The following is a 22,885-nucleotide window of genomic DNA, read 5'->3' as shown; positions in this document are numbered from 1 at the left end:
GTGCGAGATTGGCCCTCTTTCGACATACCAAAACCACCCTACGCTGCTCCCTTGTGATATCCCCCGCCACCTTCGCTCTCTTCCTCACAACCTCGATCGTCCTGGTCCTCATCCCGGGGCCGAACCACCTCTACATCACCGCCAGGGGCCTGTCCCAGGGCCGGGCGGCGGGCCTCGTCAGCGCGCTGGGCGTGGAGCTCGGCACGCTGGTGCACGTCGCGGCCGCCGCCGCGGGCCTGTCATACGTGATCGCGCAGTCCGCCACGCTCTACACGATCATCAAGTGGGCCGGCGTCGCCTACCTCGGCTACCTGGCGGTCCGCGCGTTCACCAGCAAGCAGGCGGAGGCGGGGCGGCCAGAGCCGCAGCCGCTGCGCAAGGTGTTCGCCGAAGGGGTGCTGGTCAACGTGTTCAACCCCAAGACCCTGCTGTTCTTCCTGGCGTTGCTGCCGCAGTTCGTGCGGCCCGAGTCGGGCTCGCCCGCGCTGCAGGTGGTGGTGTACGGCCTCACGCTGATGCTCCTGGGGCTGATCTCCGACCTCGCGTACGCGTTCGCGGCCGGCGCCCTGGGCCGGCGCCTCACCCGCGCGGCCAGGAGCCTGCGGTACACGAGCGGCTTCGTCTACCTCGGGCTCGGCGTGCTCACGGCGTTCACCGGGAGACAATGAGCCGCATGGCGCCGAGGAAGCAGCAGGAGATCTTCGATGCGACGTTGCGGCTGGTCGCCGAGAAGGGCTACGACGGGCTGACCGTCGAGGGGGTCGCCGAGCGCTCGGGCGTCAACAAGACGACGATCTACCGGTGGTGGCCGTCGAAGGCGGCGCTGCTGGGGGCGGCCCTGGTCGAGTCCGACGTGCTCGGCTTCGACGCCCCCGACACCGGGAGCCTGCGCGGCGACCTGGTGGCGCTGGTCGAGGGCGTGGTGCGGCTGCTCACCGAGCCGCCCGGCAGCGACATCGCGGTGGCCGCGCTCGGCGCCGCCGTCCGCCATCCCGAGCTGGACGCGCGGCGGTTCTTCGCCGACCGGTTCGCCAGGGAGCGGGAGATCTTCGAACGCGCGGCCGGCAGGGGCGAGCTGGCGGCGTCGGTGGACCCGATGCTGGTCGTCGACCTGCTGGCCGGGGCCGTGTGGATGCGGGCGGTCTTCCGCGGGCTGCGACCGGGTGACGACTTCGCCACCGACGCGGTCTCGGCCCTCCTCGACGGCATCTGATATCCGACCGTTTTTATGACGGGCGGCAACCTGGACGTGGGGCACTTCGGCACCTACTCCCAGCCCAACGGCGGCGAGCTCGGGCGAGTCGGGGCGCTCTGGCTGAAGCGGCAGCTCAAGGGCGACGCCACGGCCAGGGCCGCGTTCGTCGGCCCGAACTGCGGGCTCTGCTCGGGGCCGTGGCAGGTCAGGCAGAAGAACCTGTCGTGACCGGCAGAAGCGCAGGCAGGAGCGCCGGCTGCAGCGCCGAATAGAGCGCCGAATAGAGCGCCGATCAGAGCGACAGGGCCGCCGGGATGCGGTCGAGGACCGGGTGCGGCACCAGCCCGTACGCGTAGAAGTCCACGGCCAGCGCCCCGGCCGCCCTGGCTCCCCTGGCCTTGGCCACCAGCCGGTCGGTGGAGTCGCTGTCGGGGTAGCCGGGCCGCAGCACCGCCCGCACCTCACGGTCCTTGCCCACGGACCGCAGGTAGGCGCCCACGTCGTCGGCCACCCGCGCCGCGTCACGGGCGTAGGCCAGCACCCCGAACGCGGGCACCAGGTCGCCCAGCGCCACCAGGTCCACCCCGAGCTGCCACGCGTCGTGCGCGGCCAGGCCGGGGGTGGGCAGCCCGTCGGTGTAGCCCTTGACCGCCCCCGTCGAGTCGATGAACACCAGCTTCGAGCCCTCGTCGGCCACCGCGGAGGCCACCTCGGACACCAGCGTGGTCACCGTCTCGGAGCGGGCGCGGGCGTAGGCCACGACGTCGGGCCCCGCGTACGCCGTCAGCGCCGCCCTGGTGACCTCGCCCTGCGCCGGCGGGTCGCCGTCGAAGACGCCGCCCACGATCCGCGCGCACTCCTCGCGCGCCACCTCGGCGTTGACGCCCAGGTCGGTGGCCCGGCGCATGCAGTAGTCGCAGAAGCACAGCGCGAACAGGTAGGCGTCCATCGGCCCGAGCGGCACGAACGAGCGCTGCGGCTTGAGCGGCCTGAAGTGCAGCGACTCGGCCACCACGCTGTCGACCCCGAGCCTGGCCACCGCCCTGGCCAGCGCGACGGCGTAGTCACGCACGTCGGGGTGGGCGGGGCACAGGTCGGCGAGCGAGCCTCGGTCGCCGAAGCAGTCGCGTACGGTCACGTCCGGATGCTCGGTGCCGATCGTGGCGTTGCGCAGGAAGACCGTCCAGCCGTGCAGCTTCAGCGAACGTTTCGCGCAGGCCTCGCGCAGCCCGTCGAGGGCGTCCACGTAGCCGGGCACCGGAGCCAGGCGGAGCCCGTCGAACAGCTCCGGCGGCGGGGTGAAGTGCGCCCCGTCGTGGCGCAGCGTCAGCCGGGACAGTCCGTGCGGGGTGACGTCGCGGGAGGCATGGTGCACGGCGCCGACGGTGACGCCGGACACGCCGTACCCGCTGATCCTGTCGAGCACCCGCTCGACGCCCTCGCCGCGCAGGTCCTCGACGAAGACGTACACCGAACTGTCCACAGCCGGGCCTCAGGCGCTCTTGTGCGCGACGAAGTCGATCTCCACCAGGATGTCCATCAGGTCGGACCCCACCGTGGTGCGCACGGGGTAGGGCTGGTTGAAGTAGGACTTGTAGACCTCGTTGAACGCGGCGAAGTCACGCTTGAGGTGCTGCAGGTGCACCGTGGCCTTGACCACGTCGTCGAAGCCGAGGCCGTGCGCGGCCAGGATGGCGCCGAGGTTCTGCATGGTGCGGTGGGTCTGGGCGGCCACGTCGTCGCCGACGACCTCGCCGGTCTGCGGGTCGAGCGGGCCCGCGCCGGAGGTGTAGACGAAGTCGCCCACGACGAGGCCCTGCGAGTAGGCGCCGATGGGGGCGGCGCCGTCCGTGGTCCGGAGCTCCTTTTTCACTGCATCTCCTAGAAATTCGTGCTTATCGTGCCAACGACACGGTAGTCGCGGTCCACCAGCGGCAGCACGCGCCACTTGTCGAAGGCCGTGCAGGGATGGGAGATGCCGAAGGCCAGCAGGTCACCGGGCTGGAGCCCGGTGGCGCGGACCACGGTGTGCTGGTCCTGCATCTTCACGATCGTGACGCCGCCGCGGCGCGGGATCGGCAGGCCCTCGTCGTAGGGCGCGTCACGCTTGCCCATGCCGACGACGGCCAGCCCCGGCTCGGGCACGGACAGCACGTGCGCCCACACCTCCAGGGCCGGGCGCAGCTCGCCGTCGATGCGGTTGAACGGCGTGCGCTCGCGGTAGTAGCCGTCGTCGTGGGTGACGTAGGCGCCGCTGCGCAGCAGGATGCGGGCCTGGGTGGCGACCAGCTCGCGGCCGATCACGTCGAACCACTGGCTGCCGCCCACCGACAGGATGGGGCTCTTGACGCGGACGTACTCGACGGCCTCCTGCAGCGCGTCGAGATACTTGCGCACCTCGGCGGCCGTGCGCAGCCCGCCCTCGTAGCCCGCCACCCCGGCCAGCTCGACACCGGGCGTGGCCTGCGCGTGGGCGGCCACGTCGAGCAGCTCGCCGAGTGTGCGGCAGCCGGCCCGCCCGCCCTCATGCCCCAGCTCCGCCAGCACCCTGAACGGGCGGGAGCCGGCGTGCGCGGCCAGGATGTCGATGCCCGCCGTGGAGTCGGCGAAGCTGAGGAACTCGAAGCCCGGATCGCGCTCCAGCTCGTGGGCGGCCCAGGTGAGCCCGGCGGGATCGACCACCTGGTTCGCCACCAGGACCCGATCCGTCCCGAACGCCCTGACCGTGGCCGCCTGGCGGGGCGTGGCGACCGTCAGCCCCCACGCGCCGGCCGCGAGCTGCATCGCGGCGATCTCGGCGGACATGTGCGTCTTGGCGTGTGGCGCCAGCTCCATGCCGTGGTCGCGGACGAAGCCCGCCATCGTCGAGATGTTGTGCTCCAGCGCGTCGCGGTGCACCACCATGGCGGGAAATTCGAGCCCGCCGTCGAAGACCGACTGGCCGAGGATCGCCGGCACAACACCCCCTCTGATTCCGGCTCCGACCTTATCGCTCACGAGGGCCGTACCGCGCGCCCCGGAGTGGCACCCGTCAGCTCGCCCCCTGCCAGCACGGGCACGCCGGACACGAGCACGTCGTCCACCCCCTCCGCGAGCGTGCGCGGCGCGGGATAGGTGGCCAGGTCGCCCACCGTGGCCGGGTCGAACACCACCACGTCGGCGGCGAAACCGCGCCGCAGCAGCCCCCGGTCGGCCAGCCCGAAGCGCCTGGCGGGATGCGCGGCCAGGTGCACGGCCGCCTGCTCCCAGGTCCAGTCGCCCAGCTCCCTGACATGCCTGCCGAGGAACCTGGCGAACGCGCCGAACCCACGCGGGTGCGGGTGGCCGCCCACGTAGATGCCGTCGGAGCCGCCGGTCTGGGAGGGGTGGCGGAGCATCCGGCGTACGGACTCCTCGCCCTGCGGCCCCTCGTCGGGACGGGCGATGACGACCCCCGCCTCCATCCGCGTCTCCGTCAGCAACCGGCGGCAGAAGGCGGCCGGCTCGGCCCCCGCCCGCTCGGCCGCGGCCACCACGGTCAGCCCCTCGGCCCACTCCAGGCCGGGCGCGTGCGAGATGGTCAGCCGGGGCCACAGCGCGCCCTGGGCAGGCCACCAGTCGTCCAGCGCGTCGGAGGCGATCATCTCCAGCGCGGCGCCGGTGTCGGCGCCCGGCACGGACGGCGGCAGCGCGACCATCGCCAGGATCGTGTTGCCGCGCAGGTAGGGGTAGGTGTCGAAGGTCAGGTCCACGCCCTTGCCCAGGGCGTCCTCGACCAGCGGCAGCAGCACGCCCGCCGGCCCGTGCAGGTGCGAGACGTGCACGGCCGCGCCCGAGCGCTCCGCGATCTCCACCACCTCGGCCATCCCGACGCCGGCCCGCTCGCCGTAGGCCCGCATGTGGGTGACGTACGGCAGGCCGCCGAGCGGCGCGCACAGGGCGGCCAGCTCCTCGGCGTCGGCATAGCGGCCGGGCAGGTACTCCAGCCCGCTCGACAACCCGACCGCGCCCTCGGACAGGCCGCGCTCGACGTGCCGCAGCATGCCCGCCACCTCGCCGGGGCCCGCCCGCTCCGGCGAGGGGCCCATGACGTCGTACCGGATCGTGCCGTGCGGCAGCAGGTACGCCGTGTTCAGCGCCACCGCCCTGTCGTAGCCGGCCAGCAGGTCGGCGACGGTCAGCGGCCCGTCCACCAGGGCGCCGTTGACCGCCGCGAAGTACCGCGAGGCGTAGGCCACGGTCGCGGCGGAGCCCGGCGCGAACGACAGCCCGTCCTGCCCCAGCACGAATGTCGTGACCCCCTGCCGCAGCGCCGCGCGCTGCACGCCCGCGTCGAACACCGCCGCGTCGCCGTGCGCGTGACAGTCCACGAAACCCGGCGCGACGAACCTGCCCGCCGCGTCGATCACCGTGCCCGCCCGCGCGCCGTCGAGCCTGCCGACGGCCGCGATCCTGTCGCCCGCGATCCCCAGGTCCGCCCGGTACGGCGGCGCGCCCGTGCCGTCGAGCACCCGCCCACCGCTGATCACTATGTCGAAGGTCACTCCGTGATTTAATCAGTCACCCTGCTCGCCACCCTCGGACAGTCGGACTGCGCGCGCACGGGCCGCTCGGCCAGCACGTCGCGGGCCATGGAGCGGGCCAGGTTCCAGCCGTTCCACGGGTCGGGGCGGTCCAGCCCGTTGGCCGCCACCACGGCCGAGAGCACGCAACTGCGCTGCGGCTCGGGCAGCCGGTCGAGGGCGGGCACCGCCTCCGCGCCCAGGTCGCCGAGGTAGTCGGAGTCCATCTTGGCCGGCCCGCGCACCTCCACCTGCGTCTGCGCGACCCGCAGATCGGGGTTGACCAGCGCGAACACGCCCAGGCTGAGCCCGGTGACCAGCACGATCGTCCGGGGCAGCCAGGCGGAGCCGCGGCCCATCAGCCGCGCCGCGCCCCCCAGCAGCACCAGCGCGAACAGCGCGCCCAGCCACCACACCGTGGCCTGCACCGACAGCCGCAGCCGGGACAGGCCGTAGGCGTCGGTGTAGAGGTTCATCCGGTGCAGGGCCGAGGCCAGCACCACCATGGTCAGCCCGCACAGCACGCCCAGCAGCACCGCCAGCAGCCAGCGCTCGCGCCGCTCCACCTTCAGCAGCCCGGCGGCCACCGCCACGATGCCCAGCACGAACACGCTGACCACCACGAGCTGGAAGAAGCCCTGCCTGGCGTACTCGGCGTAGGTGAGCCCTGCCGTCTTCAGCACCCAGGTGTTCCCGCCGAACAGCGCCGTGATCTGCACCGCCACGAACGAGGCGAACAGCAGGTTCACCGCCGTCAGCGGCAGCAGCCAGACACTCGTGCTCACCCTGAACTTCGTCTCCGGCCCCACCGGGTCCACCACGGGCCGCAGCGCGACCAGCACCACGGCGGCCAGCAGCACCGCGAACAGCCCGAACAGGAAGATCCGCACCGGTGCCGACTCGGCCCAGTCGGGGGCGGTCGTCAGACGCTCCACGTACGAGGCGAACACCGCGTCCGCCGACGAGAACAGCAACCCGAACACCAGCAGCAGCACCGCCGTGATGCCCAGCGCGGCCACCATCGGCATCACCCGCCGCCTGGCCGTCAGCCGCCTGAGCGGCTGCGCCAGGAACCACGGCACCGGCCCGAGCGCCAGCAACACCGAGATGCCGCCCCTGATCACGCCCAGCCAGCCGGTGCCCGCACCCGAGACGGCCAGCGCGCCCAGCCCTGCCCCCGCCACGAGCAGGATCGCGACCAGCCAGTCCGCGTCGCGCACCGCCGCCATCGCGATCAGCCAGTACGCCATCGCGCCGAACGCCACCGTCCACGGCGTCATCCGCCGCAACACGGCCGGCAGCGCCGCCGCGCCCAGCACCATCGCGACCAGCACGATCCCGAGCCCCACCTGCGCCTCGGGCAACGCCACCGCCGCGAACACCCCGGCTCCCGCGGCTGCGGGCAGCAGCCACCTCGGCGGGTCGGGGAGATCGGGGCGGGGGAACAGCGGGGGTGGCACGTAGGGCGGTACCGGTGTTCCAGCCTGGCCGCGATGCGGGGCCGCCGCCTGGTACTGCGCCGCCTGGTATTGCGCCTGGTATTGCGCCGCTGCTGCTCTGCGGCCCGAACCTGCGCCCAGCGTGGCTCCCACGACTGTCAGGAGCACGGTGCAGCCTGCCAGGGCCACCAGACCCATCCCGTCGCCCATGACGACGCTGGCCATCACGGCGGCGAACATCCCCACCAGGAGGCCTGCCAGGAGGCCGATGATCCCGCCGCCGAACATCCTGGCCAGGCTGGTGCCGGGGGTGGGGGGTTGGGGCGGCTGCCCGTAACCACCCGCGCCCGGCGCGCCCATCCCGGGGCCGCCTGGTCCCGCTGGGGCGCCGGCCGTGCCTGGGACGCCCGTCGCTGTGGGAGTGCCCAGTGCCATGCCGCTCGCTGCGGGGCCGCTCGCCGTGGGGCCGCTCGCCATGGCGCCGCCTGCTGTGGCGCCGCCTGCTGTGGCACCGGCCGTTGCGAGGCCGCTCGTGGTGGCGGCCACCGCATCGGCCGGGACGCCGGCGCCGACCGGCCACCCCGCCACACCGCTCCCGCCAGGCGCCGCCGCAGCCACGGCAGCCTCGCCGGACACCGGCTGCGCCCCAACGCGCTCACCGGGCGCGCCGCTCGCCATGGCGACGGGCGCCGCAGTGCCGCTCGTCGTGGTAGCGGGCTCCGTAGTGCCGCTCACCGTGGTAGCGGGCGCCACACCGGCGCTCACCGTGGTAGCGGGCGCCACACCGGCGCTCACCGTAGTAACGGGCGCCGCAACGGCGCCCTCGCCGGACACCGGCTGCGCCCCAACGCGCTCACCGGGCGCCCCGACCGCCCCGGGCGCGCCGCTTGCCGCCTCGACGCCACTCACCGCAGCACCGCTCACCACCGCGCCAGGCACGGCAGCGCCACCCCCATCAGCCATCGTCGTCCTTCCCGGTAGCTCGACGACCATCCGGCACCCCGCACAGTCATCGATCCCAATGACCCCACCATGCAGCTCGACGATCTCCTTCACGATGGCCAGCCCCAACCCGGCCCCACCGGCATCCGCCGCCCGCCCCGCATCCAGCCGCGAGAACCGCTCGAAGACCCGCCCCCGAGCCGACGCCGGGATCCCCGCCCCCTGATCGGCCACGACGATCCGCACCCCCGCCCCCGAAGCCGCACCCAGAACACTCACCACCCCGTCGGAAGGACTGTGCCGGACAGCGTTGTCGAGCAGGTTGGCCAGGACCTGGGCCAGCAGGTCGGGGTCGGCGAGGACCACGAGGTCGGCGGGGACCGACGGCCGGATCACCACGTCCTCGCGCGCCAAAGACGCCTCCAGCACCGCCTGCTCGATCAACGGCGCCAGCTCCACGGCCTCAGCCTCCAGATGGCGCGCGCCGGAGTCGAGCCGGGACAGGTCGAGGAGCTGGGCGACGAGGCGGCCGAGCCGCTCGGTCTGGGCGAGCGCGGTGCGCATGGTGACGGGGTCGGCCGCGGAGACGCCGTCCACGACGTTCTCCAGGACGGCGCGCAGCCCCGTGATGGGGGTGCGCAGCTCGTGGCTGACGTTCGCGACGAGCTCGCGCCGCTGCCGGTCCACCTCGCCGAGGTCGGCCGCCATCGCGTTGAACGCCCTGGCCAGCTCGCCCACCTCGTCGCGGGAGGTGGCGCTGACGCGCAGGGTGTAGCTGCCCTTGGCGATGGTCTGGGCGGCGCGGGCCATCTGACGCAGCGGTTTGGTCATGCCCATGGCCAGCACCTGCACCATGATCAGCGCCAGGACGACGGCGACCGCGATGCGCACCTCGCGGGAGAAGCCGGAGTTGATGCCGACCTCGTTGACCACGAACGCGGTGCCCACCGCCAGCACGATGACGATGCCGAGCTTGACCTTGATCCGGCCCAGGAAGTCGAGGGGGTTCATCGGCGCACCAGGGCGTAGCCGACGCCGTGCACGGTGCGTACGACGTCGGAGCCCAGCTTGCGGCGCAGCGCGCGGACGTGGCTGTCGACGGTCCTGGTGGCCGCCGCCTCGGAGAAGCCCCAGACGTCGGACAACAGCCGGTCGCGCTCGAAGACCTGCCCCGGGCGCTCGGCCAGGCGGCGCAGCAGGTCGAACTCGGTCCGGGTGAGCTGTGCCTCGGCCCCGCGCACGAACACGCGGCGGGCGGCGGTGTCGATCTCGACCTCGCCCACCCTGATCACGGTGTCCTCGGCGGCGAGCTGGGCCGCCCGCTCGACCCGCCGCAGCAGCGCGTGGATCCTGGCCACCAGCTCGCGCATGCTGAACGGCTTGGCCAGGTAGTCGTCGGCCCCGACCCCGAGCCCGACCAGCACGTCCGTCTCGTCGCCGAGCGCGGTCAGCATGAGCACGGGCACCGGCCTGGCGGCCTGCATCCTGCGGCACACCTCCAGGCCGTCGAGCCCGGGCAACAGCCGGTCGAGGATCACCAGGTCCGGTTCCGCGTTGCCGTACTGGACGAGCGCGTCCTGCCCGTCGCCCGCCACCCTGACGTCGAAGCCTTCGGCCGCCAGGCGGTTGCGCACGGCCAGCGCGATCGTCACGTCGTCCTCGACCACGAGGATGCGTCGCTGCTCTGCCACGTACGAAAGACTAGAAGGGCGCTGTGCAGACGACACTCCCAAATTCGTGCACAAACCGTGCAGACTTGGCTGGTGAACACCGCCGCATACCTCCGCCGGCTCGGCCTGTCCGGAATGCTCACCGCCCCCATCAGCGCGGAGTCGCTGCGCGCGCTGCACGTCGCGCACGTCGAGAAGGTCGCCTACGAGGCGCTGGAGATCTGGCTCGGCCGCCCCACGACCGTCGATCCCGTCGAGTCCGCCGAACGCATCATCAGGGGCCGCGGCGGCTACTGCTACCACCTCAACGGCGCGTTCTCGCAGCTCGCGACGGCGCTCGGCTACGACGTGACGCGGCACCGCGGCGGCGTGCAGCCGCGCGGCAAGGAGCCGGGCGTCTCCGGCAACCATCTGGTGCTCACGGTGCGCGGCCTGCCCTCGGACGACAACCCGGGCGGCGAGTGGCTGGCGGACCTGGGGCTCGGGGACGCGCTGCACGAGCCGCTGCCGCTGGTCGCGGGCACCTACCGGCAGGGCCCGTTCCAGTACGTGCTGCGGCCGTCGGAGGTGGCGCCCGGCGGATGGCGGCTGGACCACGACCCGAGCGGCTCGTTCGACGGCATGGACTTCGCGCCGGCGGCGGTGGGGATGGCGGCGTTCGCCGACAAGCACCACGAGCTGACCACGTCCCCTGCGTCGGGGTTCGTGCGGGTGGCGACGGTGCAGCGGCGCGACGCGTACGGCGTGGACTCGCTGCGCGGGCTGGCGCTGACGCGGCTGGGCAGGGGCGCGCACTCGGTGACGCTGGACACGGCGCGCGACTACTACGCGGCGCTGGCGGACGTCTTCCTGCTGCCGCTCGACGACGTGAGCGCCGGGGAGAAGGACAAGCTCTGGCGCAAGGTGTACGAGGCCCACGAGAGCTGGCTGGCGGGCGGCACGGCATGACGTCGGCGTGCGTGTCCCATGGGTGAGACCAGGAAGCTGAACGACCGCTACCGCCTGCTGAACCCGTTGGGCGCCGGGGCGGTGCGGCTGGCCTTCGACGAGGCCCGGCACCGTGACGTGGCGGTCAGGGAGCTGCGGGTGCCGCCGGAGCTGCGCGAGGCCGCGCTGTTCGAGGCGCGCCGGGCGACCGGGCTGCGCCACCCGTCCGTGGTGCGGGTGCTCGACGTGCTGATCGAGGACGGCGTGCCGTGGCTGGTGATGGAGTTCGTCTCGGGGGTGTCGCTGGAGCAGGCGGTGCGCTCGCGCGGCCCGCTGCCCGTCCAGCAGGCCGCCAGGGCGGGGGTCTGCGTGCTGGCGGCGCTGACCGCCGCGCACGGGGCGGGGGTCGTGCACGGCCGGGTGGATCCGGGCAACGTGCTGCTCACCGCGACGGGGCGGGCGGTGCTGGCCGGGTTCGGGTTCCCCAGCCTGAGCATGCTGCCCTCGGCCGACCTGTGGTCGCTGGCCGCCACGCTGCACTTCGCGGTGGAGGGCCGGCCGCCCGGCCAGGTGCCGGCCGCGGGCGCGGATCCGCTCAGGTCGCTGATCAGGGCGATGCTGCATCCGGCGGGGCCGCCGCCGGTGGAGGTGGTGCGCGAGACGCTCGACCGGCTGGCCGTGGACCGGCCGCTGGACGCCGTGGTCGGGGCGTCGGGCCCGCTGCCGCCCGCGCGGGTGGCGGCGATCGGGCTGGCCGTGCTCGACCGGCTGGTGGCGGGCGGCGCCTTCCACGGCGGGGTGCAGCCGGGCAACGTGCTCATCGACGGGGCCGGGCAGGCCCGGCTGATGCCGCTGCTGCGGGCGGGAACGCTCCCGGCCTACACGGCCCCGGAGGGCGCCGCGACGCAGGCCGCCGATCTGTGGTCGCTCGGCGCGACGCTCTTCACCGCCGTCGAGGGCGCGCCGCCCGCACCGGGAGCGCCGCTGACGCGGGCGGGAGCGCTGGCTCCCGTGCTGCTCAGGCTGCTGTCGGGCGATCCGGCGCACCGCCCCACGATGGACGAGCTGCGCGGGGAGCTGCTCGCGGTCATGGCAGGCGACCCGAACGGCAATTGAGATACATCGCGACACGGAACCTCATGAGGGGTTCACACGTTGGACAGGCGACGCAGAATGTGGAAGAGGCGGGGCGCGCGCTCCGCGTTCGGAGGATGTTGAGGATGTCGCCCATTCAGAAGTACGCGATCGGCGCAGGCGTCGCGGTCCTGCTCTCGTGGCTCATCTTGCCCGGCTGGGTCACCCTGCTGGTCGTCCTCGGCGTGGTCGCCGCCCCGGTGGTCGGCTACCTGATGCTCGACCCTTCGCAGCGCGAGCGCCTCAAGAGGGCCCGCAGGCGCGGCCTCGGCCGCTGAGCCCCGCCTCGCGGCGGGGGTCTCACGCCTCCGCCGCGGCCAGCGCGGCCTGCACGCGCTGGGTCACCCTTCGCTCCACGTAGAAGGACAGGAACGGCACCGTGCCGCCGAGCATGATGCCCGCCATGTACGGCCACGACCAGCGTGCCTTCATGCCCAGGTTCATGACCGCGATGAGATAGATCATGTAGAGCCCGCCGTGGATGGGGGCGATCGTCTGCGACAGGGACGGCTCACCGAAGCCGTACCTGAGGACCATGCCCACGCAGAGCACGAGCAGCATGACCCCGACCACGTACGCGAGCGCCCGGAAGGGCTTGAGAGCCGATTCCACCGTTAACCTTCCAGAACCATCTCAGGGGACGACTTGCCGCGGTCCCGGTCACTCCGCACGGCGTCGCGTACGAAGTGGAACCACATGAAGACGGCGAATCCAGCGAAGATCCACCAGTTGGCGGCATAAGCCAGGTTACGCCACGTCAGCGTGCCGCCGACCACCGGCGGAGCCACCTTGACCTGCGTCAACGAGCCCGAGGGCGGCTGCGCGACGAGGTAGCCGGTGCGGACCTGCTGGCCGGTCCACAGGTTGACCAGCTCGCCCGTGGACACCGTCTGCACCTGCCCGGCGGGCAGGCCCTCCGCGCGCCGCTGCACGCTGTCGGTGCCCTGCTGCGGGCGCAGCCGCCCGGACACCGTGACCCGGCCCTGCGGCACGGCGGCCACGCCGGGGTCGTCGGCCCTGGCCACCCAGCCGCGCACGACCGGCACGAGCGTGCCGTCGTCGAGCCTGATCGGTGTGAGCACCCAGTAGCCGTCGTCGCGTGAGACGTTGCCGCCCGGCGCGTCGACGTCGGGCCGCCGGTCGGCGACCAGGAGCTGGCGATCGGCCTCGTAGACGCCCTCGGCCGTGACCCTGCGGCCCACGTGCTCCCCGTCGAGCTGGGCGCCGGGCCTGGCGAGCGTGGCGACGGCGACGGGCTCGGGGTCGGTGGAGACACGCGGCTTGCCCGAATCTTGGAAGACGCCGAGCTGCCAGCGGCCGAGCAGGATGAACGCGACCAGGACCCCGATCGTGAGCAGGTGCAGCCCCATGAGGCGCGCGGAGAACAGGGTCCTGAGCATGCTTCAAAGCTATCCGGCCGGTGGGGTGGTCCCCTAATCAGCCCATCCCGATGGATCCCACCAAAAGACGCAAACGGCGCAGGCGCGCACGCTAGGCTGCTGCCCATGTCTGACCAGCACATCGACCCGGCGGGCAACACCCAGGCCTTCCGCGCGTTCGCCAACGCGCGCGAGCAGGAGGCCGTGGCCAAGCCGAAGAAGTCGCCCCTCATCCCCATCATCGCCGTGGTGGCCGTCATCGTGATCATCGGCGTCGCCGCCTTCCTGCTGCTCCAGTAAGCCGGCCGGTAGCTGCACCCGCCGCGGAGGCCGTGGCGGGTTTTCGTCGTTCCCGGCAACGGCTACATTGGACTAATCGTCCAATAAGTCCGGGAGGAGCCCGTGGCTGAGCCAGGGATCGTGATCGTCGGGTCCGGATTCGCCGGGATCTGCATGGCCATCAAGCTCAAACAGGCCGGTTACCACGACTTCGTCGTCCTGGAGAAGGCCGCGGAGCTGGGCGGCACCTGGCGTGACAACACCTACCCCGGCTGCGCGTGCGACGTGCCGTCGCACATGTACTCCTACTCGTTCGAGCTGAACCCGGACTGGTCGCGGATGTTCTCACCGCAGGCGGAGATCCAGGCGTACCTGCGGTCCTGCGCCGCCGAGTACGGCGTCACCCCCCACATCCGGTACGGCAAGCACGTCGCCTCCCTGGAGTACGACGACGCCACCCGATCCTGGACGGTCACCACGGAGGACGGCGACACCCTGCGCCCGAACGCCGTCGTCTCCGCCATCGGCGCCCTCCACATCCCGAAATTTCCGGAAATAGCCGGGCGCGAGTCGTTCACCGGCCCCGCCTTCCACTCCGCCGAGTGGGACCACTCGGCGGACCTGGCCGGCAAGCGCGTGGCCGTCATCGGCACCGGCGCCTCCACCGTCCAGTTCGTCCCGCAGCTCGCCCGCACCGCCGGCCACGTCACCGTCTACCAGCGCACGGCCCCCTGGCTGCACCCCAAGCCGGACTTCGCCTTCTCCCCCGCCGCGCGGCGGCTGCTGCGCCTGCCCGGCGCCGCCAGGGCCCTGCGCGCCGGCATCTACTGGGCCCTGGAGACCAGGGCCCTGGGCTTCGCCGTGGACCCCCGCCTGATGAAGGTGCACGAGCGGCTCGCGCTGCGGCACCTGCACGCCCAGGTCCCCGACCAGGAGCTGCGCCGCGCGCTCACCCCCGACTACCTCATCGGCTGCAAGCGCATCATCGTCTCCAGCGACTACTATCCGGCCCTGACCAGGGATAACGTCTCATTGGTCACGGACGGGATCACCGAGATCCGCGAGCGCTCGATCGTGGCGGGCGCGGCCGAGCGCGAGACCGACGCGATCGTCTACGGCACCGGCTTCAAGGTGACCGACGCGCTCGCCGGCCAGCGGATCACCGGCAGGGACGGCCTGAAGCTCCAGGACGCCTGGCGCGACGGCATCGAGGCCTACCTCGGCATCACCGCCTCCGGCTTCCCCAACCTGTTCTTCCTGCTCGGCCCCAACACCGGGCTCGGCCACAACTCGGTGGTCTTCATGATCGAGTCGCAGGCCCGCTACGTCGTCGAGTGCCTGCGCCTGCTCTCCCGCACCCAGGCCAGGGCCGTGGACGTGAAACCGCGGGCGCAGCGCGCCTTCAACGACCGGCTGCGCGCCCGGCTCGACCCCCTCGTCTGGAACGCGGGCGGCTGCCGCTCCTGGTACCTGGACGCGCACGGCGTGAACCGGACGATCTGGCCGGGCTTCACCTTCGAGTACTGGGCGCGTACCCGGAGGGTGAAGCCCGGCGCCTACGAGCTCATCTACTAGGCGAGACCACCATCGCGCTGCCCCCGCCCCGGCGGGACGGCTCCGCCACGGCCTGGATCCGGCTCCTGCCGAGGAACTCCAGCGCCGTGGCGGCCCCGATCTCCGGGTTCAGCGCGAAGCTGTGCCCCTTGGCCTCCAGCTCCGCCCGGTACCGGTCCAGGAACGCCTGCTCGGCCTGCGTCTGCGCGGTGTTGCGCTGGGTGGCGCGCGGCGCGGCCAGCGCGTCGGGCAGGCTCATGCCGAGCTCGTAGCGGTTGACCAGGATCTGCAGCACGGTCGTGATGATCGTGGAGCCGCCGGGCGAGCCGGCCGCCAGCACCGGCCTGCCGTCGTCGAACACCAGCGTCGGCGCCATCGACGAGCGCGGCCGCTTGCCGGGGCCGGGCAGGTTCGGGTCGCCGGGGGCGGGGCCGAAGGTGAAGTCGGTCAGCTCGTTGTTGAGCAGCACGCCGCGGCCCGGCACCACGATGCCGTTGCCGCCGGTCGACTCGATGGTCAGGTTGTAGGCGATGACGTTGCCCCACCGGTCGGCCACGACCAGGTGCGTGGTCTCCGGGCCCTCCTGGGCGACCGGGGTGGCGGTGCCCGTGGGCGGCGCGCAGGCCCCGTACGAGCCGTCGGGCTCGCCCGGCGCGGCCGGGTGCGGCATGGCCGTGCCGCCGACCAGGCAGGCCCGCTCCTTGGCGAAGCCGTCGGACAGCAGCTCGCGCAGCGGCACTCCCGGGATGTCGCCGACGTACTTGCCGCGGTCGGCGAAGGCCAGCCTGGACGCCTCCAGGTACTCGTGCAGGCCGACGCGCGGCAGCGCCTCCAGGATGTTCAGCGCCTCGCCGACCGTGGAGCCGCCGGAGGAGGGCGGGGCCATGCCGTACACGTCCAGGCCCTTGTAGGAGATCTTGGTGGGCTCGCGCAGGAGCGCGCGGTAGGCCCGCAGGTCCGACAGCTCCATCAGGCCGGGCCGCACGTTGCGGGTGCTGCCGGGGGTGACCGGCGGGTTCTTGACGGTGGCCACGACCTCCTTGCCGAGCTGGCCGCCGTACAGCCAGCCGGGGCCGCGCCTGCCCAGCTCGCGGTAGGTGTCGGCGAGCTCGGGGTTCCTGAAGACGGAGCCGACGGGCGGCGGGGCGCCGTTCGGCAGGTAGAGCTCGGCCGTGGAGGCGATGTCCTTGAAACGGGGGGCGTTGGCGGCGGTCTGGTCGTAGAACGTCTGGTCCACCACGAAACCCTTGGAGGCCACCTCGATCGCGGGCTGGAGCGCCTGCTTGAGCGAGATCGTGCCGAACCTGCGCAGGGCCAGGTCCCAGTTGGCGACCGTGCCGGGCACGCCCGCCGACAGGCCGCTGGTGACGCCCTCCTCGAACGGGATGCCCTCCAGCGAGGTGGCGGTCATGGCCTGCGGGGCGGTCTCGCGGCCGTCGATCGTGAACACCTTGCGCTGCCTGGCGTCGTAGTAGACCATGAAGCCGCCGCCGGCCAGGCCGGCCGAGTACGGCTCGGTGACGCCCAGCACCGCACCCGCCGCGACGGCGGCGTCCATGGCGTTGCCGCCCCTTCTGAGCACGGAGATGGCGGCCCTGCTGGCGTCGAGGTCGACGGTGGCCACCGCGCCGCCGTACCCTTCGGCGACGGGCACCTTCTGTGGTTGCTGCGCCAGCGCGGCGGGCGCGGGCACGAGCGAGACGAGGACTGCTGCTGCGGGAATGATCGCACGGCGCATGGTCCCACCATGGCCCAGGTACGCCCGTCGTGGTAGGGCCTGCTCACACATGGGGATGATGCGCTGGTCAGCAGGGGTGCTCTAGCGTGGGTGGCGTGCGCAGGAAGTACGGGTTCGACCCCTATCTCGCCCTCATCGTGGCGGTCGCCCAGCTGGTGATCGGCAGGGGCGCCTCGTGGGGGCAGCAGGGCCTGCGGGAGCCGCTCGACCCCTACGCGATCGCGCTGCTGCTCGTCGGCCCCGTGGCGGTGCTGCTGCACCGCCGCTTCCCGCTGCTCACGACCGCCGCCGGGCTGGCCGCCTCCGACCTGTTCCTCATCGGCGGGTACGCCTACGGCCCCAGCTTCATCAGCCCCGCCGTGCTGCTGATCCTGTCAGTGCTGCGCGGCAGGCGGCTGATGGCCTGGGCGATGGCCGGGGCCACGCTGCTGTCGTTCCTCACCTACGCCTGGATGGTCGGCAACCGCGACATCTTCCACAGCGTGTGGATCCTGACCTCCATCATGCTGCTGATGGTCATCGCCGAGCTGGTCAGGAACGTCAGGGAGCGCAGGGCCGAGCGGGAGCGGGTCGAGCAGGAGGAGGCCAGGCGGCAGGCCAGCGAGGAGCGGCTGACGATGGCGCAGGAGCTGCACGACGTGCTGGCGCACAACATCTCGCTCATCCACGTGCAGGCCTCGACCGCGCTGCACCTCATCGACGCCAACCCCGAGCAGGCCAGGACCGCCCTGGCCACGATCAAGACGGCCTCCAAGGAGGTGCTCGGCGAGATGCGCTCCGTGCTGAGCGTGCTGCGCGAGGGCGCCCCCCGCTCCCCCACGGCCGGGCTGGACCGGATCGACGAGCTGATCGAGCGCTGCGGCCTGGACGTGACGCTCAAGCGCGTCGGCTCCCGCCCGCTGCCGTCGCAGGTGGAGCGGGCCGCGTACCGGATCGTCCAGGAGTCGCTCACGAACGCCGCCAGGCACGCGCCGGGCGCGGCGGTCAGCGTGCGGCTGGAGTACGGCGAGCGGGAGCTGGCCGTGAGCGTCACCGACACCGGCTCAGGCACCCCCGGCGCGCTGTCCGAGTCGGGCAGCGGCAACGGCATCCCCGGCATGCGCGAGCGGGCTTCCGCGCTTGGCGGCACGCTGGTCGCCGGGCCCTCCGGCACCGGCTTCCAGGTCGAGGCCCGGCTGCCCCTACCGGAGGAGACGTCATGATCAAGGTTCTGCTGGCGGACGACCAGGCGCTGGTCCGCGCGGGCTTCAAGGCGCTGCTCGACGCCCAGCCTGACATGACCGTGGTGGCCGAGGCGGCCGACGGCGCCGAGGCCGTCCGGCTGGCGGGCGAGCACCAGCCGGACGTCGTGCTCATGGACATCCGCATGCCGGGCACCGACGGCCTGACCGCCACCCGCCGGATGCCGCCGGGGCCGCACATCATCATCCTGACGACGTTCGAGCTGGACGAGTACGTCTTCGAGGCGCTGCGCGGCGGCGCCAGCGGCTTCCTGGTCAAGGACACCGAGCCGGCCGAGCTGATCCAGGCGGTGCGGGTGGTGGCGGCCGGCGAGGCGCTGCTGTCGCCCAGCGTGACCCGCCGGCTGATCGCCGAGTACGCCTCCCGCGCCAAGGAGCCCGTCGCCGCCGACGGGCTCGACCAGCTCACCGAGCGGGAGCGGGAGGTGCTGGCGCTGGTGGGCACGGGGATGACGAACGACGAGATCGCGGCCAAGCTGTTCATGTCGCCGGCGACGGCGAAGACGCACGTCAGCCGGGCCATGATGAAGCTGCACGCCCGCGATCGGGCTCAGCTCGTCGTCATCGCCTACGAGTCGGGGCTGGTCAAGCCGGGCTGGCTGTGAGGCTCGGTCCGAACCACCGCTCGGCCGCCTCGGCCAGCCCTTCGGTGCCGGCCCAGGCCACGTAGCCGTCCGGGCGGATCAGCAGCGCGTCGGCGGGCGGGGCGTCGCAGCGGGCGCGGACCACGTCGATCCAGTCGTCGTCGAGGTGGACGCCGCCGCCCAGGTCGAGCAGCACGGGGCGGGCGGCGCGCATCAGCTCGGCCACCCGGCCGCCGCCGGCCAGAGCCAGATCGGGCACGAACCGCCCGACCAGCGGATGCCCCGGCACCCCACCCGCGCCGGCCGGCGACGGCTTCGGCAGTCCGCCCGCGCCGGCCTCCGACGGCTGCGGCGCCCCGCCCGCGCCGACCACCGACGGCTCAGCCGCCCCGTACACGACCCCTGAATCCTGCAGCAGCCCGGCCACGTGCCGCGCCGGCTCCTCGAAGGCGAACACCTCGCCGAGCAGCTCGCCCTCGCTGAACCGCTCCAGCAGCCCGCGATGGTCGAGCACGTCGACGATCTGCCCGCCGAGACCGTTGGCCCTGGGCAGCTCGCTCGGCTCCGCCCTCTTCTCCAGCACGACGGGGCGCACGCCGGCCAGGCTCAGCTCGCACGCGAGCATCAGCCCGACGGGGCCCGCCCCCACGATCAGCACATCTTCCATGTCTGTCAGGCTAGATTGACAAAATCGGCGCTGTCAATCTAGCCTGACAACGTGGACGTTACAGAGCTGACCGAGCGGATCCGCGCCAATGACCCCGCGATGGGGCTGCGTGCGGTCGGAGCGCTGCACCGGCTGGCCGAGCAGGTCGAGGCGGTGTCCGTGGCGCTGGCCAGGGAGCAGGGCTGGACCTGGGAGCAGATCGGCGACGCGCTCGGCATGTCGCGGCAGTCGGTGCACGCCAAGTACGGGAAGTGAGGGGGCTGACCATGTTCGGCAAGCAGAAGAGCCCGGTGTCGGTGATCATCAAGGCCGCGTTCGAGGAGGCCAGGCTGCGCGGCGACCGGCGGCTGGGCACCGAGCACATGCTGCTCGGCCTCCTGCACCACGACGAGTCGGCGCGGGCGCTCGGCGTCGACCTGGCCGCCGCCCGCGCGGCGCTGCAGGAGCTCGACCGGGCCGCGCTGCGCATGCTCGGCCTGGAGGTGGGCGACCTGCCCGACACGCCGCGGAGGCATCCGGCCGTCCCCGGCACCGCGCTGACCTCCAGCGCCAGAGCCGTCTTGAACGACGCCATCAAGGCCACGAAGGTGAAGACCAGGGACACGGAGGCCCCCCGGCACCTGGCGCTCAACCTGCTGGCGCAGAAGCGGCCCGACCCGGTCGCGCAGCTCATCGACCAGCTCGGCATCGACCGCGCCGCCGTGCGGGAGCGCATCGCGTGAGGAAATGCGCTTGATCGGCGGGCCGGCCGCTGACAGGGTTCGAGGATGCGGCGTACGTATGACGACCTGGTACGCGAGGCCGGCTCCGTCTCCGTGGACGGCTGGGACTTCTCCTGGCTCGACGGCCGGGCCACCGAGGAGCGGCCCTCCTGGGGATACTCCCGGCTCCTCGGCGAGCGCATGGCCAAGGCGCGGGCCGCACTCGACATCCAGACCGGGGGCGGCGAGATCCTCGCCGGGCTGCCGTCCCTGCCCCCGGTGACCGTGGCCACCGAGTCGTGGCCGCCCAACCTGCGGCTGGCCGCCTCCCGGCTGCGCCCGCGCGGCGCCTGGGTGGTGGCCGACGACGAGCAGCCGCGCCTGCCGTTCGCCGACGCGGCCTTCGACCTGGTGACCAGCCGCCACCCGGTGGCGACGTGGTGGGCGGAGATCGCCCGCGTGCTGGCGCCCGGCGGGTCGTACTTCTCCCAGCAGGTCGGCCCCTGGAGCGTGGCCGAGCTGACCGAATACTTCCTCGGCCCGTACGAGGGCGGCCACCGCGAGCCCTCGCTGGCCAGGGCCGAGGCCGAGGCCGCCGGGCTGGAGGTCGTGGACCTGCGCTCGGAGCGGCTGCGGATGGAGTTCCGCGACATCGGGGCGGTGATCTACTTCCTGCGCAAGGTGATCTGGATCGTCCCCGGGTTCTCGGTCGAGCGCTTCGCGGGCAGGCTGCGCGCGCTGCACGAGCGGATCGAGGCGGACGGGCCGTTCGTGGCGCACTCCGCCCGCTTCCTCATCGAGGCGAGGAAACCCGATGGCCCGGCTGCGTGACGTGGTGGTCGACTGCCGGCATCCGGCCTCGCTGGCCCGGTTCTGGGCGGCGGCGCTCGACGGGTACGCCGTGGCGCCGTACGACGAGGCCGAGTTGACCCGGCTGCGCGAGCAGGGCGTCGAGGACCCGGAGGACGATCCCACCGTGCTGGTGGAGGGCGGCCCGGTGCGGCTGTGGTTCCAGCGGGTGCCCGAACGCAAGGTCGTCAAGAACCGGCTGCACCTCGACCTCGAAGCCGACGACCCCGACGCGGAGATCGCCCGGCTCGTCGGGCTGGGGGCCCGGGTGTGGCGGACGCACGACGACTGGGTCACGCTCCTCGACCCGGAGGGCAACGAGTTCTGCCTGTTCCAGCGGTAGCCGGCACCGTCCGGACGGCGGAGGCCGCCCCCGTCCTGAGGACGATGGAACGCACCGGCGCCCTACCCCCGCTGTCGTACGGCCGGCCCGCCCGAAGCACTCCAGCGGGCGCAGCACGATCAGAGCCCGCCGTGCGATTCGCCGCGCGCCCCTCCGGCGGACCCTTGAGGTACACGTCAAGGAGGAGACATGAACACTTTGACCATGGCAGGCCCGCACTGGGGCGCCGCCGGAGGCATCGCACCCATCTTCCCCATCGTCTGGGCCCTGCTCTGGGCCGGCTTCATCACGCTGGCCGTGGTGAGCTGGCGCAGAGGCTGGTGGGGGCCGCGCCGGGCAGCCACCGCCACCACGCACCCCGCCTCTCCGACGGCCTCCGCCGAGCAGATCCTCGCCGAACGCTACGCTCGCGGCGAGATGACCGACGAGGAGTACTTCGAAAGGATGTCTGTGCTCCGGGGCGGTTCCGCCTAAACGTCACCATGAGTGCGACAACTGTCACTGGCCGCATCCGAGAGGTCGCGTTACCTTGCGAGTGAACCGGCCCGAGAGAGAGTGAGGACGAGGATGCGGTCCATCGCCAAGTTCTGCGGCCAGTGCAGTTGCGGGTGCCCCGAGCTGTTCGTCGACGAGACGGCCCCCGCCGACCGCCGGGTCGTCATCGTGGACGACTTCGGGCAGCGGGTCGAGATGAGCCTCGACCAGCTCGGCTCCATCGTCGAGGCCGCCAAGAGCGGGTCGCTGGACGACCTGGCGCTCACCCGCTGACCCGTGCAGACCCTCACCCTGCTGGCCGGCGGGGTGGCCGCCGGACTGCTCGCGGGGACCGCCACGTGCACGGCGGCGCAGGGCGGGCTGCTCATGGGCCTGGCGGACGGCCGCCGTGGCGCCGATCCGGCGCTGGTGTGCTGGTTCCTGGCGGGGCGGCTGGCCTCCTACACCGCCGCCGGCGCCCTGCTCGGGCTGCTCGGCTCGGCCGTCAGCCTGCCACCGCAGGCCAGGGCCGTGCTCCTGGTCGTGGCCGGGGCCACCGTCGTGGGCTTCGCGATCCGGCTCATGCGGCGTACGCGCTGCTCCGCGCCCGAGCCCCCGCCCGCCTCCCGCTACCAGGCGCCGATGCTGGGCGCGGCCACCATCCTGGTGCCCTGCGGCGTGACGCTCGGCGTCGAGATGCTCGCCGTCTCCAGCGGCTCTCCCCTGGCGGGCGCGGCGGCCATGGCGGGCTTCGTCATCGGCACCGCACCGGCGTTCGCCCTGCTCGGATACGTGCTGCGGCGCGTCTCCCGGACCCGGCTGGCCCGCGGGGCCGGGCTCGTCGCCGTGGGCGCCGGCCTCTGGACCGCCGGGACCGGCCTCAGCCTGGGCGGCTGGCTCACCGTCCCCGCCGCACCCGTCGCGTCAGGACCGGGAGCGGAGACCGTCACCGTGTGGGCCACGCGAGACGGCTACCGGCCCTCCGTGGTGACGGCACGGGCCGGCGTGCCCGTCGAGGTGGTCTTCGAGGTGGTGGACCGGGGCTGCACCGGCACCGTCACGATCGGCGGGCGCGACGTCGCACTCCCCGCCACCGTCCGGCTGCCACCGCAACCGGCCGGGTCGCTGCGGTACGTCTGTGGCATGGGCATGTACGCGGGCTTCATTCACTTCTCTTAGAGGCTTCGGCGATTACCGTTCGCGATCGGGCGATCACGTGCCAGTCTGT

At 72.9% G+C, this 22,885-nt stretch carries 27 protein-coding genes; 17 read left to right on the top strand and 10 right to left on the bottom strand.

The annotated features are described in order from the left end of the window. Window positions 1-53: 53 nt before the first annotated feature. The 3 genes from LCN96_RS07450 to LCN96_RS07440 are packed head-to-tail and all read left to right on the top strand — an operon-like array spanning window position 54 to window position 1,423. On the top strand, window positions 54-668 hold the full coding sequence (locus LCN96_RS07450; RefSeq protein ID WP_225271839.1) for a LysE family translocator: 615 nt from the start codon (window positions 54-56) through the stop codon (window positions 666-668). Between the two features lie 5 nt (window positions 669-673). Then, entirely contained in the window at window positions 674-1,213 is a 540-nt protein-coding gene (locus LCN96_RS07445; RefSeq protein WP_225271838.1) for a TetR/AcrR family transcriptional regulator, read from the top strand. Window positions 1,214-1,228: 15 nt separating this feature from the next. Then, complete coding sequence (locus tag LCN96_RS07440; protein WP_225271837.1) at window positions 1,229-1,423, top strand: hypothetical protein; 195 nt, start codon at window positions 1,229-1,231, stop codon at window positions 1,421-1,423. A gap of 64 nt (window positions 1,424-1,487) precedes the next feature. Here LCN96_RS07440 and LCN96_RS07435 read toward each other — a convergent pair whose 3' ends face one another. From LCN96_RS07435 to LCN96_RS07410, 6 genes are read right to left on the bottom strand one after another with little or no spacing between them, the layout of a single operon-like run. Further along, window positions 1,488-2,678, bottom strand: a complete 1,191-nt coding sequence (locus LCN96_RS07435) for a hypothetical protein (protein ID WP_225271836.1) — start codon at window positions 2,676-2,678, stop codon at window positions 1,488-1,490. 9 nt (window positions 2,679-2,687) lie between these two features. Beyond that, complete coding sequence (locus LCN96_RS07430) at window positions 2,688-3,068, bottom strand: RidA family protein (protein ID WP_225271835.1); 381 nt, start codon at window positions 3,066-3,068, stop codon at window positions 2,688-2,690. Window positions 3,069-3,076: 8 nt separating this feature from the next. Then, window positions 3,077-4,153: an alanine racemase gene (locus LCN96_RS07425; RefSeq protein ID WP_225271834.1), complete on the bottom strand. Its 1,077-nt coding sequence runs from the start codon at window positions 4,151-4,153 to the stop codon at window positions 3,077-3,079. A 35-nt stretch (window positions 4,154-4,188) separates the two neighbouring features. Beyond that, complete coding sequence (locus tag LCN96_RS07420) at window positions 4,189-5,718, bottom strand: N-acyl-D-amino-acid deacylase family protein (protein WP_225271833.1); 1,530 nt, start codon at window positions 5,716-5,718, stop codon at window positions 4,189-4,191. 8 nt (window positions 5,719-5,726) lie between these two features. Continuing rightward, on the bottom strand, window positions 5,727-9,128 hold the full coding sequence (locus LCN96_RS07415) for a DUF4153 domain-containing protein (protein ID WP_225271832.1): 3,402 nt from the start codon (window positions 9,126-9,128) through the stop codon (window positions 5,727-5,729). Beyond that, window positions 9,125-9,808 carry a response regulator transcription factor gene (locus tag LCN96_RS07410; protein ID WP_168008205.1) on the bottom strand — a complete coding sequence of 228 codons (684 nt, stop codon included), beginning with the start codon at window positions 9,806-9,808 and terminating at the stop codon, window positions 9,125-9,127. Before LCN96_RS07410 ends, LCN96_RS07415 begins: the two co-directional genes overlap by 4 nt. A 72-nt stretch (window positions 9,809-9,880) precedes the next feature. Between LCN96_RS07410 and LCN96_RS07405 the strand changes: the two genes are divergently transcribed. The 3 genes from LCN96_RS07405 to LCN96_RS07395 all read left to right on the top strand — a co-directional run bounded on the left by LCN96_RS07405 (window position 9,881) and on the right by LCN96_RS07395 (window position 12,126). Next, window positions 9,881-10,735 carry an arylamine N-acetyltransferase family protein gene (locus LCN96_RS07405; protein WP_225271831.1) on the top strand — a complete coding sequence of 285 codons (855 nt, stop codon included), beginning with the start codon at window positions 9,881-9,883 and terminating at the stop codon, window positions 10,733-10,735. 18 nt (window positions 10,736-10,753) lie between these two features. Continuing rightward, window positions 10,754-11,830, top strand: a complete 1,077-nt coding sequence (locus LCN96_RS07400; RefSeq protein WP_225271830.1) for a protein kinase domain-containing protein — start codon at window positions 10,754-10,756, stop codon at window positions 11,828-11,830. 104 nt (window positions 11,831-11,934) lie between these two features. Then, on the top strand, window positions 11,935-12,126 hold the full coding sequence (locus LCN96_RS07395; protein ID WP_225271829.1) for a hypothetical protein: 192 nt from the start codon (window positions 11,935-11,937) through the stop codon (window positions 12,124-12,126). A gap of 22 nt (window positions 12,127-12,148) precedes the next feature. Here the strand turns inward: LCN96_RS07395 and LCN96_RS07390 are convergent, their stop codons facing one another. After that, the gene (locus LCN96_RS07390) at window positions 12,149-12,460 is read right to left on the bottom strand and encodes a DUF3817 domain-containing protein (RefSeq protein WP_225271828.1); all 312 of its coding nucleotides are present in this window, start codon (window positions 12,458-12,460) and stop codon (window positions 12,149-12,151) included. A 2-nt stretch (window positions 12,461-12,462) separates the two neighbouring features. Beyond that, window positions 12,463-13,248 (bottom strand): SURF1 family protein, encoded by a 786-nt coding sequence (locus LCN96_RS07385; RefSeq protein ID WP_225271827.1) that lies wholly within the window; start codon window positions 13,246-13,248, stop codon window positions 12,463-12,465. 105 nt (window positions 13,249-13,353) lie between these two features. Between LCN96_RS07385 and LCN96_RS07380 the strand changes: the two genes are divergently transcribed. Beyond that, a complete protein-coding gene (locus LCN96_RS07380; protein WP_225271826.1) occupies window positions 13,354-13,527 on the top strand; it encodes a hypothetical protein in 174 nt (57 codons plus the stop codon). A 102-nt stretch (window positions 13,528-13,629) separates the two neighbouring features. Continuing rightward, window positions 13,630-15,081: a flavin-containing monooxygenase gene (locus tag LCN96_RS07375; RefSeq protein ID WP_225271825.1), complete on the top strand. Its 1,452-nt coding sequence runs from the start codon at window positions 13,630-13,632 to the stop codon at window positions 15,079-15,081. Here LCN96_RS07375 and LCN96_RS07370 read toward each other — a convergent pair. After that, complete coding sequence (locus tag LCN96_RS07370) at window positions 15,071-16,798, bottom strand: gamma-glutamyltransferase family protein (protein WP_225271824.1); 1,728 nt, start codon at window positions 16,796-16,798, stop codon at window positions 15,071-15,073. The two genes, LCN96_RS07375 and LCN96_RS07370, sit on opposite strands and share 11 nt — an antisense overlap. Window positions 16,799-16,893: 95 nt before the next feature. Between LCN96_RS07370 and LCN96_RS07365 the strand changes: the two genes are divergently transcribed. Both LCN96_RS07365 and LCN96_RS07360 read left to right on the top strand, forming a co-directional pair. Beyond that, a complete protein-coding gene (locus tag LCN96_RS07365; protein ID WP_225271823.1) occupies window positions 16,894-18,000 on the top strand; it encodes a sensor histidine kinase in 1,107 nt (368 codons plus the stop codon). After that, a complete protein-coding gene (locus LCN96_RS07360; RefSeq protein ID WP_225271822.1) occupies window positions 17,997-18,644 on the top strand; it encodes a response regulator transcription factor in 648 nt (215 codons plus the stop codon). The genes LCN96_RS07365 and LCN96_RS07360 overlap by 4 nt, the downstream gene beginning before the upstream one ends. On the opposite strand, the gene LCN96_RS07355 is transcribed toward LCN96_RS07360, so the two are convergent. Beyond that, a complete protein-coding gene (locus LCN96_RS07355) occupies window positions 18,625-19,290 on the bottom strand; it encodes an aromatic-ring hydroxylase C-terminal domain-containing protein (RefSeq protein WP_225271821.1) in 666 nt (221 codons plus the stop codon). The two genes, LCN96_RS07360 and LCN96_RS07355, sit on opposite strands and share 20 nt — an antisense overlap. Window positions 19,291-19,341: 51 nt before the next feature. Between LCN96_RS07355 and LCN96_RS07350 the strand changes: the two genes are divergently transcribed. From LCN96_RS07350 to LCN96_RS07320, 7 genes are all read left to right on the top strand, one after another. Next, window positions 19,342-19,545, top strand: a complete 204-nt coding sequence (locus LCN96_RS07350) for a helix-turn-helix domain-containing protein (protein ID WP_080042755.1) — start codon at window positions 19,342-19,344, stop codon at window positions 19,543-19,545. 11 nt (window positions 19,546-19,556) lie between these two features. Next, on the top strand, window positions 19,557-20,012 hold the full coding sequence (locus LCN96_RS07345) for a Clp protease N-terminal domain-containing protein (RefSeq protein WP_225271820.1): 456 nt from the start codon (window positions 19,557-19,559) through the stop codon (window positions 20,010-20,012). 45 nt (window positions 20,013-20,057) lie between these two features. Next, window positions 20,058-20,822, top strand: coding sequence for a class I SAM-dependent methyltransferase (locus LCN96_RS07340; RefSeq protein WP_225271819.1), 765 nt, complete (start codon window positions 20,058-20,060; stop codon window positions 20,820-20,822). Next, window positions 20,806-21,183 carry a VOC family protein gene (locus tag LCN96_RS07335; RefSeq protein ID WP_225271818.1) on the top strand — a complete coding sequence of 126 codons (378 nt, stop codon included), beginning with the start codon at window positions 20,806-20,808 and terminating at the stop codon, window positions 21,181-21,183. The genes LCN96_RS07340 and LCN96_RS07335 overlap by 17 nt, the downstream gene beginning before the upstream one ends. A gap of 189 nt (window positions 21,184-21,372) precedes the next feature. After that, complete coding sequence (locus tag LCN96_RS07330) at window positions 21,373-21,657, top strand: SHOCT domain-containing protein (protein WP_225271817.1); 285 nt, start codon at window positions 21,373-21,375, stop codon at window positions 21,655-21,657. A gap of 93 nt (window positions 21,658-21,750) precedes the next feature. Continuing rightward, window positions 21,751-21,951 carry a hypothetical protein gene (locus tag LCN96_RS07325; protein ID WP_225271816.1) on the top strand — a complete coding sequence of 67 codons (201 nt, stop codon included), beginning with the start codon at window positions 21,751-21,753 and terminating at the stop codon, window positions 21,949-21,951. Window positions 21,952-21,954: 3 nt separating this feature from the next. Beyond that, window positions 21,955-22,836, top strand: a complete 882-nt coding sequence (locus LCN96_RS07320) for an urease accessory protein UreH domain-containing protein (RefSeq protein WP_225271815.1) — start codon at window positions 21,955-21,957, stop codon at window positions 22,834-22,836. The last annotated feature ends 49 nt before the right edge of the window (window positions 22,837-22,885 follow it).

It is taken from the genome of Nonomuraea gerenzanensis, from assembly GCF_020215645.1.
Taxonomy (GTDB): Bacteria; Actinomycetota; Actinomycetes; order Streptosporangiales; family Streptosporangiaceae; genus Nonomuraea; species Nonomuraea gerenzanensis.
The sequence above is the reverse complement of the archived record's forward strand: the minus strand, read 5'-3'. Positions and strand labels throughout refer to the sequence as shown.

Coding starts and splice junctions, on each gene's coding strand:
- LCN96_RS07395 (WP_225271829.1), top strand. CDS start 11,935: ATGTCGCCCATTCAGAAGTACGCGATCGGCGCAGGCGTCGCGGTCCTG.
- LCN96_RS07415 (WP_225271832.1), bottom strand. CDS start 9,128: ATGAACCCCCTCGACTTCCTGGGCCGGATCAAGGTCAAGCTCGGCATC.
- LCN96_RS07360 (WP_225271822.1), top strand. CDS start 17,997: ATGATCAAGGTTCTGCTGGCGGACGACCAGGCGCTGGTCCGCGCGGGC.
- LCN96_RS07380 (WP_225271826.1), top strand. CDS start 13,354: ATGTCTGACCAGCACATCGACCCGGCGGGCAACACCCAGGCCTTCCGC.
- LCN96_RS07440 (WP_225271837.1), top strand. CDS start 1,229: ATGACGGGCGGCAACCTGGACGTGGGGCACTTCGGCACCTACTCCCAG.
- LCN96_RS07385 (WP_225271827.1), bottom strand. CDS start 13,248: ATGCTCAGGACCCTGTTCTCCGCGCGCCTCATGGGGCTGCACCTGCTC.
- LCN96_RS07445 (WP_225271838.1), top strand. CDS start 674: ATGGCGCCGAGGAAGCAGCAGGAGATCTTCGATGCGACGTTGCGGCTG.
- LCN96_RS07325 (WP_225271816.1), top strand. CDS start 21,751: ATGCGGTCCATCGCCAAGTTCTGCGGCCAGTGCAGTTGCGGGTGCCCC.
- LCN96_RS07370 (WP_225271824.1), bottom strand. CDS start 16,798: ATGCGCCGTGCGATCATTCCCGCAGCAGCAGTCCTCGTCTCGCTCGTG.
- LCN96_RS07400 (WP_225271830.1), top strand. CDS start 10,754: ATGGGTGAGACCAGGAAGCTGAACGACCGCTACCGCCTGCTGAACCCG.
- LCN96_RS07335 (WP_225271818.1), top strand. CDS start 20,806: ATGGCCCGGCTGCGTGACGTGGTGGTCGACTGCCGGCATCCGGCCTCG.
- LCN96_RS07355 (WP_225271821.1), bottom strand. CDS start 19,290: ATGGAAGATGTGCTGATCGTGGGGGCGGGCCCCGTCGGGCTGATGCTC.
- LCN96_RS07340 (WP_225271819.1), top strand. CDS start 20,058: ATGCGGCGTACGTATGACGACCTGGTACGCGAGGCCGGCTCCGTCTCC.
- LCN96_RS07330 (WP_225271817.1), top strand. CDS start 21,373: ATGAACACTTTGACCATGGCAGGCCCGCACTGGGGCGCCGCCGGAGGC.
- LCN96_RS07345 (WP_225271820.1), top strand. CDS start 19,557: ATGTTCGGCAAGCAGAAGAGCCCGGTGTCGGTGATCATCAAGGCCGCG.